The sequence below is a fragment of the Aureibaculum koreense genome, from assembly GCF_034296135.1.
In the GTDB taxonomy this organism is placed as follows: domain Bacteria; phylum Bacteroidota; class Bacteroidia; order Flavobacteriales; family Flavobacteriaceae; genus Aureibaculum.
Genome location: NZ_JAXKVV010000021.1, coordinates 29,082 through 44,377 on the forward strand (window position 1 = coordinate 29,082; position 15,296 = coordinate 44,377).

Sequence of the window (15,296 nt, forward strand, 5' to 3'; positions counted from 1 at the left end):
TAATTGGAATTTCCAATATGCTAGTCTAAAATATCGGTCAGTTTAACAAATTCCTTTTTTGGATCTTTGTTCTCATAAAGAATTCTATAAACGGTATCAATTATTGGTGTTTTAGCCCCGTTTTCGTCTTTAATTTTATAAGCACTTTTAGTAGCATAATAACCTTCGGCGATCATACTCATTTCTAACATCGCCGATTTTACGGTGTAACCTTTGCCAATCATGTTACCAAACATTCTATTTCTACTGAATACCGAATAGCCGGTAACCAACAAATCGCCCAAATAAGCTGAATTATTGATGTTTCGTTTCATTTTATGTACTTTTTTAATGAAGCGTTTCATTTCCCTAATAGCATTGGACATTAAAACCGCTTGAAAATTATCTCCATAGCCAACACCGTGGGCAATACCAGCGGCAATGGCATAAATATTTTTTAAAACAGCAGCGTATTCTGTACCCACAATATCATCTGAAGTTTTCGTTTTTATATACCTGCTAGCCACTAAGTTGCTCATTACCCCGGCTTTTTTCTCATCACTACAGGCTAAAGTTAAATAGGATAAACGTTCTAAAGCAACCTCTTCGGCATGGCAAGGCCCCGTAATTACACCAATATTTTCGTAAGGAATTTGATACTTTTCGTGAAAATGTTCTCCAACAATCAAACCTGATTCTGGAATTATCCCTTTTATTGCGGAAAAAATAATTTTACCCTCTAACGGAGTTGTTAGCTTTTCTAATTCTTCATTTAGAAATGCAGAAGGAATGGCAAAAATTAAATAGTCCGCATAATTGACCATTTCGTTAATATCATTGCTCAATATCAATTGATCGATATCAAATTCAACAGAACTAATATATTTGGGGTTGTGATAATTTAGCCTAAGGTGCTCTACGATATATGCACTACGCATATACCAGCCTATTTCATCAACATTTTCGCTCAGCATTTTTACGATAGCGGTTGCCCAACTACCTCCGCCAAAAACCGCTATTTTTAAGTTGTTCTTTTTCATTTATAAATGATTCTCGTTCTCGGAAAGTTTTCTTTCTAACTCTGCTTGAAACTCTTCCATTACGGGTTTTACCGTACTTTCCGGTAAATCTGCTATTCTAATATACATTAAACCGTCAATAGCATTATTAAATTTAGGGTCAACATTAAACGCCACCAATTTTGCATTTTGTTTTACGTATTTTTTCAATAATACAGGTAAACGTAAGGCTCCAGGTTCCAACTCATCAATAATTTTATCAAATTTCTGCATGTCTGATTTGCTTTCGTCAAAAACAAAATCTTTATCAACATCGTTTAATTTTACCTTGTATTCCTTTTTAGGGTGGATATATTGGGCCAAATATGGATCATAATAATTAGATTTCATAAACTCGATCATTAAAGATTTAGAGAAATTTGAAAACTGATTGCTGATACTAACACCACCCATCAAATATTTATGCTCTGGAAATCTCAAGGTAACATGCACAATACCTTTCCATAATAAGAATAGAGGCATAGGTTTCTGTTGGTAATCTTTTATGATAAAAGCCCTGCCCATTTCAATAGTTTGTTCCATCATATTAAACAACTCCGGCTCCATTCTAAATAACGTGCTGATGTAAAACCCTTTTATACCATGCTTTTTATAAATTTCTTTTCCCAAACCCATTCTGTAAGCCCCAACGACCATATCTATGGAATTGTCCCACAAAAACATATGTTGGTAGTATTTATCATAAATATCAACATCAATCGCATTGTTTGTGCCTTCGCCCACTTCTCTAAAAGTAATTTCTCTTAACCTGCCTATTTCGCGTAAAATATTAGGTATTCTATCGCTTTCAGCCAAAAAAACTTCATAATTTTTACTTTCTAATAATCGAGCATCAACAGATCTTAAATTTTCAATTTCTTTATTAATTTTCTCCTTAGAAACTGGTGGAATTACCTCTTTAGGCTGTTTGGGTATTTTTAAAGATGGTGTTTTTATCAACCTATTGTTCACCTCAAAAGGGTTTGCCAGCATATAGGTTTTCTTACGCAAAAAGTTGTGAAAATCACTAATATCTTCGTGCTCTTTTTGGTCTTGTACTGAAATTACTTTACCTATTCTGACCTTAATTGTTCTGCTTTTTTGAGTCAACAATTCCGAAGGTAATTTAGCTGTTCTTAATGTATCGTTTATTTTAGACAGAAAATAGAACAATCGGCTATTTTTAGCATGAAAATAAATTGGAATAACAGGAACATTGGCTTTATGGATTAATTTTATAGCACCTTCTTCCCAAGGCTTATCTACAATTAATTTACCGTCCTTATACGTTGATACTTCACCAGCTGGGAAAATCCCTAATGGATATCCATCCTTTAAATGTTGTAAAGCGTTTTTTATACCCGTAACGCTAGATTTGGCGTCCTTTCTATCCTCAAAAGGATTTACAGGCATCACATATGGTTTTAGCGGTTCAATTCTGTGCAATAAAAAATTGGCAACAATTTTATAGTCAGGTCTTTTTTCTACCAAAAGTTTTAACAATAAAATGCCATCAATACCGCCTAATGGATGATTGGAAACACTTATAAATGCTCCTTCTTTTGGAATGCGTTTTAAATCTTCTTCCGGTATTTCAAATTTAATTTGAACCTCATCTAAAATCGCATTTAGAAATTCAACATCGTTTTTGTCCTTATGTTTATTATAAATCCTATTGAGCTTTGATATGCGGAGTGTTTTTAGTAAAATCCAACCCATAAAAGTACCCACAAAACCATACTTGTCTAGGTGTACTACTTTGGCAATTTCTTTAGAAGATACTAATTCCATTGTGGGTTTTTGTCAGCCTTCAAAGATAGAAAATTTATTGAACTACTATCTGTGTAGTTTCTTTAGTTGATTGTTTTAACAATACTTTATTGTTTAGTTCCATTTCCTTAATAGCTTCTTCGTTAAAATGTCTAATGGTATATAAAGAAACACCTTTTAAATAAACTACTTTATATTTATTGCTCAATTCAGTTAACAACTCTTGAAACATATTATAATTATCTTCCATACAAATTGAAAAACTAATGGCCGAGTTTTGAATCAAATTTACCTTTATTTTATATAGATGAAGTAGACCGAATATTTCGCTAATATTTTGCTCTACGACAAAAGAAAAATCTATAGAAGAAATTGAAAGCAATAACTGATTTTTCTTAACGATAAAACATGGTATTTCAGGTACAATGTGTTTCCCCCTACTTACATACGTACCCTTATTTTTTGGATTGAAAAATGACTTTACATACAAAGGAATTTCCTTTTTTTGCAAAGGTTGTAATGTTTTAGGGTGAATTACCGAGGCTCCGTAAAAAGCTAATTCTATAGCTTCGGTATATGATATTTGTTCAAGTAATTGTGTTTTCTTAAAATAACGAGGATCTGCATTTAACACACCGTCAACATCTTTCCAAATGGTTAAACTCTTAGCGTTTAGACAATACGCAAAAATACCCGCCGTATAGTCTGAACCTTCTCTGCCCAATGTGGTAGTATTGCCATAACTATCTTGCGATATAAACCCTTGTGTAACATAAAGTTTTTTGGGATTAATTTTCTTAGCAATTATTTGTTCCGTTAGCTGCCAATTTACTTTAGCGTCTCTATAATCACTATTTGTTTTGATGAGTTCTCTAACATCAACCCAAGTATTTTCAATTTGCAATTCATTTAAATAATTGCTTACAATTTTTGTAGAAATCAGTTCTGCAACGCTCACAATTTGGTCATAAACAAAATTACGATCCGTTGATTTATTTTGAATCATAAAACCGGACATCCTTATAAAAAGCATTTCTATTTCGGAAAAAACAGTATGATTTCTATTTTTAAATAACTCGTTTGCAATTGAATAATGGTAATCTCTTACCTCTTTTATCAATAAGGGTAATTCTTCTTTTTTATAAAAATAAGCATCTGCTATTTTTTCAAAAGCATTGGTCATTTTACCCATGGCAGAAATTACTATTAGCACATTTTGGTAACCGACCTGATTTAATACCCGAACTAAATTTTTAACCCCTGCTGTGTCTTTAATTGATGCCCCTCCAAATTTAAATATCTTCATTTAATAAAAGTGATATGCTATTTCAATAAATATTCTTCAATCTTTTTTCGTGGCATTTGGCAGATGTTCCACTCTTCAAATACGGTAGCACCAGTACTTTTATAAAAATCTACAGCTGGTGTGTTCCAATCTAAAACCACCCACTCTACTCTATTAATATCGTTTTCAACTGCAAAATTCAATACCTTGTCATATAAGGCTTTTCCAATTCCTTTTTGTCTGTATTGTTGCGTTACGATTAAATCTTCAAGGTGAAGTGAAATGCCCGCCCAAGTCGAAAATCTGTAATAAAAAAGAGCCATCCCCACAATTTCGCCGTCCATTTCCGCCACATATATGTAAAAAGCGGGATTTTCCTTAAAACCGTTTTCCAGCAAATCTTCTACTGATATTTCTACGGCATCTGGTTCTTTTTCAAAAACCGCCAATTCGGTAATCAGTTTTAGTACCGATTCCATGTCTTTTGGTTGTGCTTCTCTAATTTTAAAACTCATAATTTGATAATGTTTGCACAAATTTAACGTTATTTGTATATATTCTGACCAAATCAATTAAAATGCAACAACACAGCACCTTAGGAGAGTTTATTATTGAAAACCAAAAACAGTTTAAATATTCTTCCGGTGAGCTTTCTAGGCTCATAAATTCACTGCGTTTAGCTGCAAAGGTTGTCAATCACGAAGTAAATAAAGCGGGGTTGGTAGATATTTTGGGAGCCGCAGGTGATACCAATATTCAGGGGGAAGACCAACAGAAATTGGATGTTTATGCCAATACCATTTTTATGGAAACCCTTACCAACCGACAAATTGTTTGTGGCATTGCCAGTGAAGAGGAAGATGATTTTGTAACAATTTCAGGCAATGATAAAGCCAATAATAATAAATATGTTGTACTTATAGACCCACTTGACGGTTCTTCAAATGTTGATGTAAACGTATCGGTAGGAACTATTTTTTCGATTTATAGAAGAGTTACCCCAGAAGGAACTCCTGTTCAGTTAGAAGATTTTTTACAAGAAGGCCACAAGCAAGTTGCCGCTGGTTATATTGTTTATGGCACCTCAACCATGTTGGTATATACCTCTGGCCATGGCGTAAACGGATTTACGTTGAATCCCGCAATCGGTACTTTTTATTTATCGCATCCTAATTTGACATTTCCAAAAAACGGCATTATTTATTCGATAAATGAAGGCAACTATGTTCATTTTCCACAAGGTGTAAAAGATTATCTAAAATATTGTCAAATGGAGGAGGGTGATAGACCATATACTTCGCGTTATATTGGTTCTTTAGTTTCTGATTTTCACAGAAATATGATTAAAGGTGGAATTTACATCTACCCCACAAGTTCTAAAGCACCAAAAGGAAAATTGCGTTTGTTGTACGAATGTAACCCCATGGCATTTTTAGCAGAACAAGCGGGTGGTAAAGCCTCTGATGGCTATAGGCGAATCATGGATATTAAACCTACTGAGCTGCACCAACGTGTACCCTTTTTCTGTGGCAGTATAAACATGGTTGAAACGGCAGAAAAATTTATGAATAATTATCCTGAGGATGCTAACTATTCATAGTTACATTATCCTAGTCAGCTCAAAAAACTTTTTATAACTTTCCGGTACGGTATCGAAATTGAGCAAACATCCTTCTTCAATAGGTGGATATATCTCATCGTACGTCAATACGTTATACATCCCTACACGTTTGTTTATATGCTTTCGTTCCAGATCATAAGGCCCGTCTAAACCAGCTGCGGCAATTAATTCTAAAAAACTGTGAATGGTCGTTTCATGATAATTTTTAGCTCTAATGGCTTTGTCATCAACAACCAACCCCTTGACTAAAGATTTATTTTGTGTTGCTACACCGACCGGACAAGTATTATTGTTACACTGCAAGGCTTGAATACAGCCAATCGATAACATCATGGCCCTGGCACTATTGCATCCGTCTGCTCCCAGAGCAATAGCTCTCGCTATATGAAAACCAGTTATAATTTTACCCGCAACAATGACTTTGATATCTTTTCGTAATCCAAAACCCCTTAAGGTGTCATGCACAAAAACCAATCCTTCACGCAAAGGCATTCCGATGGAATTTGCAAATTCGACCGGAGCTGCACCTGTACCACCTTCGCCACCATCAACAGTAATAAAGTCGGGTTTTATTCCAGTACAGATCATAGCTTCGCAAAAATCCATAAACTCCTGTTTTCTACCAAGACATAATTTGAATCCGATTGGTTTACCATCGGATAAATCACGCAACTTTTTAATCCAGTGCATAAACGCTATTGGGTTCCCAAAAGCAGAATGCGATGGTGGTGAATGGACAGCTACCCCTGGTTTTACATGTCTTATTGCCGCAATTTCTGGTGTGTTTTTTGAAGCTGGCAATATACCTCCATGACCTGGTTTTGCACCTTGAGATAATTTGATCTCAATCATTTTTACCTCGGGTTTTAGAGCATTTTCTCTAAAGGTATTTTCGTTAAAAGTGCCATCATCGTTTCTACAACCAAAATATCCTGTACCGACTTGCCAAATTAAATCGCCTCCATGTTTTAAATGATAAGGACTTATACCGCCCTCACCCGTATTATGTGCAAAATTGCCCATTTTCGCTCCCTTGTTCAATGCCATGACTGCATTGGTGCTCAAAGAACCAAAACTCATTGCCGAAATATTCAATAAGCTTGAACTATAAGGTTGTTTACATTCTGATCCGCCAATTGTAAGCCTTGGAAATTTTCCTATCTCTTTCGGGTTGTTTTTGGCATACATGGAATGTTCCATCCACTCATATCCCGAGTGGTACAAATTCATTTGTGTACCGAAAGGTTCGGTATCGTTTACTTTTTTTGCCCGTCTATATACCAATGATCTTAAAATTCTATTCAAAGGTCTTCCTTCTGTATCTGTCTCAACAAAATATTGCATTATTTCAGGTCTGATAGATTCCAGAACATATCTAAATCTGCCAATTAATGGAAAATTTCTTCTTATGGTATGATGCTTTTGCAGCATATCAAAAACTCCCATTAAAATTAATGGCCCTATAAGGATAAAACTCCATAAAATTGGTGTCCAAAAAAACGAAATACCTACAACAGTAATTACCACTATTGTACTTATTGTTATAAAGAGTTCACGAGCTTTCATAGATAGTTGATTTTACTATTGAACAAGAAACAATAATAATTTATATTTACCAAAATATTTTAAATATGGGAATCATAAAAATAAGGAGTATCAGATTATATGCTTACCACGGTTGTTTAGATGAAGAAGGAAAAATAGGTTCTGAATACAGGGTTGATCTGGCCGTTAAAACGGACCTCTCTAAATCCGCCAAAAGCGACAATCTTACTGATACTGTTGATTATGTGCATCTTAATAAGATTATAAAAGAAGAAATGGCAATCAGAACCAAGCTACTGGAAACCGTTGCCGATAAAATATTAAATAGAATTTTTAAAGAAATACCCACAGTAAAAAAAGCTACTGTCGAAGTTTCTAAAGTCAACCCGCCAATAGGTGGAAATGTAGCATTGGTGACTATTAAAATGTCCAAGAAAAAATAGTTGTTATTTTATGATTTACCTATTAATTTGTTTAAATTTGTAGCCTTTAAAACAAAAGGCGTTGTGGCCGAGTGGCTAGGCAGAGCTCTGCAAAAGCTTGTACAGCGGTTCGAATCCGCTCGACGCCTCTTTTTTATGTAGATATTAAATTTTAGATGTAAGACTTTTTGTTACTAAGTTTTTTATGCGAAAATTCAAAAACCTCGCTTTCGTCTTGCAGTTTGTTAATCATCAATAGTTATTTGCTAAGAGTACGTTGCACCTCCTCTCAAAAACTCATAACTCCGAACCCATAACTCTGAACTTTTTCTCATATATTTAACAATTATTTAGCTAATTTTAAGGATATTTGTAACCTTTTAACAAAAAAATGAAGGTTTACCCTATAGAAACAGGCAATTTTAAGCTAGATGGCGGAGCCATGTTCGGTGTAGTACCTAAGGTATTGTGGCAAAAAACAAATCCTGCCGACGCTAACAATCTTATTGAAATGTGCATGCGTTGCCTTTTGATCGAAGATGGCGATAGATTAATTCTTATTGATACCGGTCTAGGCAATAAACAATCCGATAAATTTTTCGGCCATTATCACCTGTATGGAGATGCTACCCTTGAAAATTCTTTGATTAAATTAGGCTTTAATCCAAATGATATTACCGATGTTTTTTTAACACATTTGCACTTTGATCATTGTGGCGGCAGCATCCAATTCAACAAAGAAAAAACAGGATTTGAACCCGTTTTTAAAAATGCAAAATTTTGGAGCAATAAAAATCATTGGCAATGGGCAACCGAACCCAATGCCAGGGAAAAGGCATCCTTTTTAAAGGAAAATATAAATCCCATTAAAGAAAGTGGTCAATTAGAATTTGTAAATCTACCCAATGATAATTACATTAAAAATTCTGAATTAAATTTTGGCATTTTATTTGTAGATGGTCATACCGATAAACAAATGATTCCACATATAAATTACAAAGGACAAACATTGGTTTTTATGGCCGACTTATTACCAACTGTTGGACACATTCCGTTACCTTATGTTATGGGATATGACACCAGACCTTTATTAACTTTAGATGAAAAACAGACCTTTTTAAATTTAGCGGCAGAGAAAAATTTCATGCTCTTTTTAGAACATGATGCCCACAACGAAATCTGTACCGTTAAACATACAGAAAAAGGAGTACGATTAAATAAAACCTATACTTTTAACGAAATTTTTAATTAATTTACTAAATATGAGAATTTTAAAACCATTTTTTGCTGTTGCCCTAACAGCACTTTTTATAACAAGTTGTGGCACAACTAAAAATACCACAAGTGCTACATCTACTTCAGTTAATAATGATGTGAAAGAAATAACCATCATTACAGCTGACAGTGTAATACCCAAACTGGGTGAAATGACTAAGGCCGAAATACAGGCTTGGCCCCACATGGATATTTTTGCAGATTCAATACCAGGAATTAGTTTAAATAAAGCCTATGATTTTGTAAAAAACAAAAAAGGCGAAACGGTTATTGTTGGTGTAATTGATTCAGGTATAGACATTGAACACGAAGATCTGGACGATGTAGTTTGGGTAAACGAGGATGAAATTGCAGGTAATAAAAAAGATGATGACAACAATGGCTATATTGATGATATACATGGGTGGAATTTCTTAGGTGGCGAAAAAGGCACAACCAACCCGGAACAATTGGAAATGACCAGAATGGTAAAGAAATGGATGCCGAAATTTGATGGTAAATCTGCTGAAGATATTACCGAAGCCGATAAAGCTGATTTTGAATTATTTACCAAGCTAAAGAAAATTATTGATGAGAAAAATAAAAATGCTGAAGCTCAGGTCAATCAATATAAAGCCATTAAAGAAATGGTTATAAAAGCTAATGATACAGTTACTAAAATATTGGCTGGTAAGGAAATGAACGTTGACAATCTTAATGCCATAAAATTTGACGATCAAATGTTGCAACAAGGTAAATTTACTATGATGAGAATTTTAAGTAGTGGAGATTCCGTTGATGGTGCATTCAAACAATTAGATGGTATTATAGATCATTACAGCAATCAACTGAATTCTCAATATAAAATTGATTTTAACGGTAGGGTTGCAGGAGATGATCCTTATGATATTAATGATGTTGGCTATGGCAACCCTTATGTAATTGGTTCTAAAGATGGAGAAATGCACGGTACTCATGTTGCCGGTATCATAGCTGCTGAACGCAATAACGGTATTGGTATGAACGGTGTTGCCCATAATGTTAAAATTATGGCAATTAGAGCAGTGCCAGATGGTGATGAATATGATAAAGATGTAGCTTTAGCCATAAGATATGCTGTTGACAATGGGGCAAAAGTGATAAATATGAGCTTTGGGAAAAGCTATTCGCCAAATGCAGAATGGGTGTATGATGCTATAAAATATGCTGAAGAAAAAGATGTACTTTTAGTACATGCCGCTGGTAATGACGGTAGCGATATTGACAGTGCAGAAAATTTTCCTAATGACTCCAAAGATAAAATAACAGAATTTGCCGATAATGTAATTACTGTTGGTGCTATGACCCGTCATTTTGATGATAAATTAGTAGCTTCTTTTTCCAATTATGGCAAAAAGAATGTAGATATTTTTGCTCCTGGATTAGAAATTTATTCTACCGTGCCTAAAAATGAATACGAATCTATTCAGGGCACCTCTATGGCAGCTCCTGAAGTTGCTGGTGTAGCTGCTTTGATACGCTCTTATTATCCAGATTTAACTGCTGGTCAGGTCAAAAAAATTATCATGGACTCGGGTATTGAATTTAAAAAACAGGTCATTAGACCAGGTAGCGATTCCAGCAAAGCAATGTTTGTAGATTTATCAATTTCCGGCAAAATTTTAAATGCTTACAATGCATTGGTTATGGCGGAGAAAATGTCTGTGAAATAAGACGTATAGTTAGTTTAGGTTATGAGCTCGGTATGAACCGTGTCTTGTCCTTAAATAGGTTGACAACTTATTAATCTAAAAACAAAAAACGTAGATTAAAAGCCCAAAAAATTAATTTTTTGGGCTTTTCTTTTTTTTGGTATCAAACTTGCTATTAGTATCTTGCACATTTTAAAAACACATTTTATAATGAGAAAAATTACCTCTTTTTTAGCTTTAATAATTACCTTTTCCTTAACTGCCCAAAATACTGGTTATTGGCAACAACATGTTGACTACACCATGGAAATTGATATGAATGTTGAAAATTATCAATATGATGGCACTCAAAAGTTAGTCTATACCAATAATAGTCCCGATACATTAGATAAAGTTTTTTATCACTTGCAGTTTAATGCTTTTCAACCAGGTAGCGATATGGATATTAGATTGCAGAATATTGCAGATCCGGATGGAAGAATGGTCAAGAATATTGGCACAAAAGAAGCCCCTATTTACGAAAGCAGAATCGCAAAATTAAAACCTGATGAAATTGGTTTTATTAAAGTTAATTCTTTAAAACAGGATGGAAAGGATGTTAAACACGAGGTAATAGGTACTATTTTAAAAGTAACTTTAAATACTCCAATTCTTCCTGGTGCAAAAACAGTTTTCGATATGAACTTTAAAGGCCAAGTACCTTTGCAAATTAGGCGTTCTGGAAGAAATAGTGAAGAAGGCGTGGCTCTATCAATGGCACAGTGGTATCCTAAATTAGCTGAATACGATTTTGAGGGATGGCAAGCAAATCAGTACATAGCGAGAGAATTTCACGGTGTTTGGGGAAATTTTGATGTGAAAATCACCATAGATAAAAATTATACCATTGGCGGCTCGGGCTATTTGCAAAATCCTGATGAAATAGGTCATGGTTATTCTGAAAATGAAGTAATACATAAAAAGAAAACAAAAAAATTAACTTGGCATTTTAAAGCACCGAACGTTCATGATTTTACTTGGGCAGCTGACCCGGATTATATTCATGATAAGATTAAGGGCGAAAATGATGTAACCCTACATTTTCTTTATAAAAATGATAAAGAAATAATTGAAAACTGGAAAAAGTTACAACCTAAAACAGCAGAATTACTATCCTACTTTAACAAACACATTGGGCAATATCCATATAAACAATATTCTGTAATTCAAGGTGGTGATGGTGGTATGGAATACGCTATGTGTACATTAATTACCGGTGGACGTAATTTTGGCTCATTGGTTGGAGTTACCGCTCATGAATTAGCACATAGTTGGTTTCAATTTTTGTTGGCAACCAATGAAATTAAGCACGAATGGATGGACGAAGGTTTTACTTCGTACTTCTCTAGCCTTGCAATGAACGACATATTAAATCAAAATAAAGAAAACCCAAGTGCGGGTTCTTATAGAGGCTATCTAAGGTTGGCTAAATCTGGAATAGAGGAACCGTTAACAACATATGCCGACCATTACACCTATAATTACGCATATAGCAATTCGGCTTACAGTAAAGGTGCGGTATTTTTGGCCCAATTGGGCTATATTATTGGTGAAGAAAATCTTCAAAAAACGATTAAAAAATATTATAACGATTTTAAGTTTAAACACCCAACCCCTAATGATATAAAACGAACCGCCGAAAAAGTTTCTGGGTTGCAATTAGACTGGTATTTGAATTATTTCGCACAAACTACAGCAACAATAGATTATGCGATTGATAGTGTAAAAACAAATGAAGTTCATTTAAAGCGAATCGGAAAAATGCCCATGCCCATTGATCTAAAAGTGGTTTATACCGATGGTACTGAAGAAAATTTTTATATCCCTCTACGGATGATGTTGGGCGGAAAACCAACAACAGCTACTATTTTAAATGATTGGTCGTGGGTTGCCCCTACTTATACTTTTAGCACAAAAAAAACAATCAAATCGGTTGAGATCAATCCATCAAAATTAATGGCGGATGTGGATGATACCAATAATAGTTTTAGTTTAGAAAAAGAATAGTATTCACTATCTACAAAACTTTAATAACCTGTCCTTTAATTCATTTAAAAGGGCAGGTTTTTACTTTTACCCCAATTTTCAGGGGACTCATTTTAGCCAAATTCGGTTGGTATCACTTTTCAAAAACTATTCATCTTTGTATCAAATAAAATATTTAACAGTTCGTTAAAAAAAGATATCAATTTAATAACCTACCAAATTATGAACAATGTACTTCCGAAATTTCAACGTCCTTTAAAAGACTCCCACGATCCTAAAACGAGTGTTTCTTATTGGGACAAAGCCTTAGATGCGTTTGATGAAAAAAAATACAAAGAGGCCTTAATCCACACTTTAAACTATATGAACAGTACACTTTTAGAAGGTGTTGATACAAGCGGTAATTTTACCATTGAAAGAGGTCAAGGTTCGGCTTTAGTAAATCTAGAAGTTACTGAAAAAGAATTTAAAGTAAAAGCTCCTTTTCTTAAGATTACAGATAACACCAATAAAATAGCTCTCTTGAGAAAAGTTGGAGAGGTTAATTTTAGTCCACTTACGTTGGCTCAAATCCATTTAAAGGATGATACTTTATGGTTTGGTTATGACATGCCATTAAGTTTGTGCCAACCTTATAAAGTATATGATGTTTTACGTGATGTCTGCGTATATGCCGATGATTACGACGATGAATTTGTAGAAAAATACAAAGCCGATTTTTATCAAGAACCTAAAGTAACCCCGTTAACACCTGAAAACCAAGAAAGGGCATGGCAACAAATTGAAGATGTTTTAAAAGACTATCAAAATTATAGTGCATTTTTCAAAGAAAAGAGATGGGATAATTTCCAGTGGGACATTATTGTAATTTCAATTCTAAAAATTGTAAACATGCCTTATGTACACGGTACCTTAAGAACAAAACTACAGGAATATGTAAGCAATATGTTCAATGGCGATATTGATTTTCAATTTAGAATAGACAAAGGCACCAATTTTATGAAAAAATTATGTGCAATGACCAAAGAAGAATATTTTAAAAATATCTATAATGCCGATGCATTGGTTTCTCTAAAATGGCGTAGTTCTACTGAAATTATTCAGGATAATATGAAAAATAGAGAGAATATTGTAAATAACTATGTAAAAGATCGCGACAATTTTTCGTTGTGCTATTATTTGCAATTTTCATTTCTACATGTAATTTATAGTTACAATTTAGAAGAAGGTCAACTCAATGCTATTTACGATGTGCTAGAAAATGTCTCTGGTTTAGATCCTGTTGCAGCAGCACCAAAATTATTGGCAACTTATAATGGTTTGTTAAATGGAACGGCCATACCCACCAGAAAATCAGCCAAAAAAGGAATCTTTTCAAAACTTTTCAGTTAAATAAAATTTATGAAGTTATAATTAAAAGGAATACTAAATTTTATTTTAACCTCACCCAGAATTACTGAAAATAGTAATTCTGACCTCTCCCAAGGAGAGGTAAATCGGAAAAAATATTTAATTAAAAACAAGAAATCATGCAAAATATAGAAAAATCAATATATAAAATAATTACAGGATCAGGTACGGGGAGTGGATTTACCATTGCTGGCAACAATCATATAATTACCAACTACCACGTCATTCAGGGCAATAAGGAAGTTGCCGTTGAAGATTTTAAAAAAGACCGATATGTGGCAAAAGTAGTCATGGTAAATCGTGATGTTGACTTGGCTTTTTTACACATAGACGGTTATGAAAACAAAGAAATAGGTATTACGCTAGACGAAAATATTGAAATTGTAAATACTCAAAAAATATTTATAAACGGTTATCCCTTCGGAATGCCTTATACCGTAACCGAAGGAATTGTGTCTTCCGTTAGCCAACCCATGGGTAACAGGCATTTTATACAAACGGATGCGGCCGTGAATCCAGGAAATTCTGGTGGCCCTATGTTAAATGAGGCTGGTAACTTAATGGGTGTAACTACTTCTAAATTTACCGATGCTGACAATGTAGGGTTCGGTATTAAACATTTGGATGTTATAAAAGAAATAAATGACTTTATAAGTACGGATATTGCATACCACGTCAAGTGTAATTCATGTGACAGCTATACCGTCCAAGAAACCGAATTTTGCGTAAACTGTGGTAGCGATATTGGTATTTCGTTGTTTGAAGAATTTGAAAAATCGCATTTTGCCAACTTCGTTGAATCTACTTTGGAAGAATTAGATATGAATCCTGTAATTGCTAGGGCAGGAAGGGATTTTTGGGAGTTCCACCAAGGAAGTGCTCAAATACGGATTTTTGTGTATAACCGAAATTATCTTTTTGCCACGTCACCGTTGAACAAATTACCTAAACAAAATTTACAGGAAATTTTAGATTATCTTTTAAAGGACAATGTTAGCCCTTATTCTCTGGGCATATATGACAATACCATTTTCCTATCATATCGCACACATTTATCCGATATTTACTCGGATCATGCTGATGAAATAAAAGAAAATATTAAGAACTTGGCACTAAAAGCAGATGATTTAGATGACTTTTTTGTAGATACTTATGGATGCGAAATGTCCATCTCCGCTAAAGTTTAAAACATATTAATTTTCAAATGCCTTCACGAAATTGAAGGCATTTTTTATT

At 34.0% G+C, this 15,296-nt stretch carries 12 protein-coding genes and 1 tRNA gene; 8 read left to right on the forward strand and 5 right to left on the reverse strand.

What is annotated here, in order from left to right:
- Window positions 1–20: 20 nt before the first annotated feature.
- From UMM65_RS14305 to UMM65_RS14320, 4 genes are read right to left on the reverse strand one after another with little or no spacing between them, the layout of a single operon-like run.
- On the reverse strand, window positions 21–1,019 hold the full coding sequence (locus tag UMM65_RS14305) for an NAD(P)H-dependent glycerol-3-phosphate dehydrogenase (protein ID WP_321977484.1): 999 nt from the start codon (window positions 1,017–1,019) through the stop codon (window positions 21–23).
- On the reverse strand, window positions 1,020–2,828 hold the full coding sequence (locus UMM65_RS14310; RefSeq protein ID WP_321977486.1) for a lysophospholipid acyltransferase family protein: 1,809 nt from the start codon (window positions 2,826–2,828) through the stop codon (window positions 1,020–1,022).
- A 34-nt stretch (window positions 2,829–2,862) separates the two neighbouring features.
- A complete protein-coding gene (locus tag UMM65_RS14315) occupies window positions 2,863–4,113 on the reverse strand; it encodes an aspartate kinase (RefSeq protein ID WP_321977488.1) in 1,251 nt (416 codons plus the stop codon).
- A gap of 17 nt (window positions 4,114–4,130) precedes the next feature.
- Window positions 4,131–4,607, reverse strand: coding sequence for a GNAT family N-acetyltransferase (locus UMM65_RS14320; protein WP_321977490.1), 477 nt, complete (start codon window positions 4,605–4,607; stop codon window positions 4,131–4,133).
- Window positions 4,608–4,669: 62 nt separating this feature from the next.
- Here UMM65_RS14320 and fbp point away from each other — a divergent pair, with 62 nt between their 5' ends.
- A complete protein-coding gene (gene fbp / locus UMM65_RS14325; RefSeq protein ID WP_321977492.1) occupies window positions 4,670–5,692 on the forward strand; it encodes a class 1 fructose-bisphosphatase in 1,023 nt (340 codons plus the stop codon).
- On the opposite strand, the gene UMM65_RS14330 is transcribed toward fbp, so the two are convergent.
- Window positions 5,693–7,279 (reverse strand): FMN-binding glutamate synthase family protein, encoded by a 1,587-nt coding sequence (locus UMM65_RS14330; protein ID WP_321977494.1) that lies wholly within the window; start codon window positions 7,277–7,279, stop codon window positions 5,693–5,695.
- 65 nt (window positions 7,280–7,344) lie between these two features.
- Between UMM65_RS14330 and folB the strand changes: the two genes are divergently transcribed.
- From folB to UMM65_RS14365, 7 genes are all read left to right on the forward strand, one after another.
- Complete coding sequence (gene folB / locus UMM65_RS14335; RefSeq protein WP_321977496.1) at window positions 7,345–7,701, forward strand: dihydroneopterin aldolase; 357 nt, start codon at window positions 7,345–7,347, stop codon at window positions 7,699–7,701.
- Between the two features lie 57 nt (window positions 7,702–7,758).
- Window positions 7,759–7,829: transfer RNA gene (locus UMM65_RS14340), tRNA-Cys, on the forward strand.
- Between the two features lie 242 nt (window positions 7,830–8,071).
- Window positions 8,072–8,932 (forward strand): MBL fold metallo-hydrolase, encoded by an 861-nt coding sequence (locus tag UMM65_RS14345; RefSeq protein WP_321977498.1) that lies wholly within the window; start codon window positions 8,072–8,074, stop codon window positions 8,930–8,932.
- Between the two features lie 10 nt (window positions 8,933–8,942).
- Complete coding sequence (locus tag UMM65_RS14350) at window positions 8,943–10,646, forward strand: S8 family peptidase (protein ID WP_321977499.1); 1,704 nt, start codon at window positions 8,943–8,945, stop codon at window positions 10,644–10,646.
- A gap of 189 nt (window positions 10,647–10,835) precedes the next feature.
- Entirely contained in the window at window positions 10,836–12,671 is a 1,836-nt protein-coding gene (locus UMM65_RS14355) for a M1 family metallopeptidase (RefSeq protein ID WP_321977501.1), read from the forward strand.
- Between the two features lie 201 nt (window positions 12,672–12,872).
- Entirely contained in the window at window positions 12,873–14,042 is a 1,170-nt protein-coding gene (locus UMM65_RS14360; RefSeq protein ID WP_321977503.1) for a type III secretion system chaperone family protein, read from the forward strand.
- A gap of 137 nt (window positions 14,043–14,179) precedes the next feature.
- Complete coding sequence (locus UMM65_RS14365; RefSeq protein WP_321977505.1) at window positions 14,180–15,247, forward strand: trypsin-like peptidase domain-containing protein; 1,068 nt, start codon at window positions 14,180–14,182, stop codon at window positions 15,245–15,247.
- Window positions 15,248–15,296 lie beyond the last annotated feature (49 nt).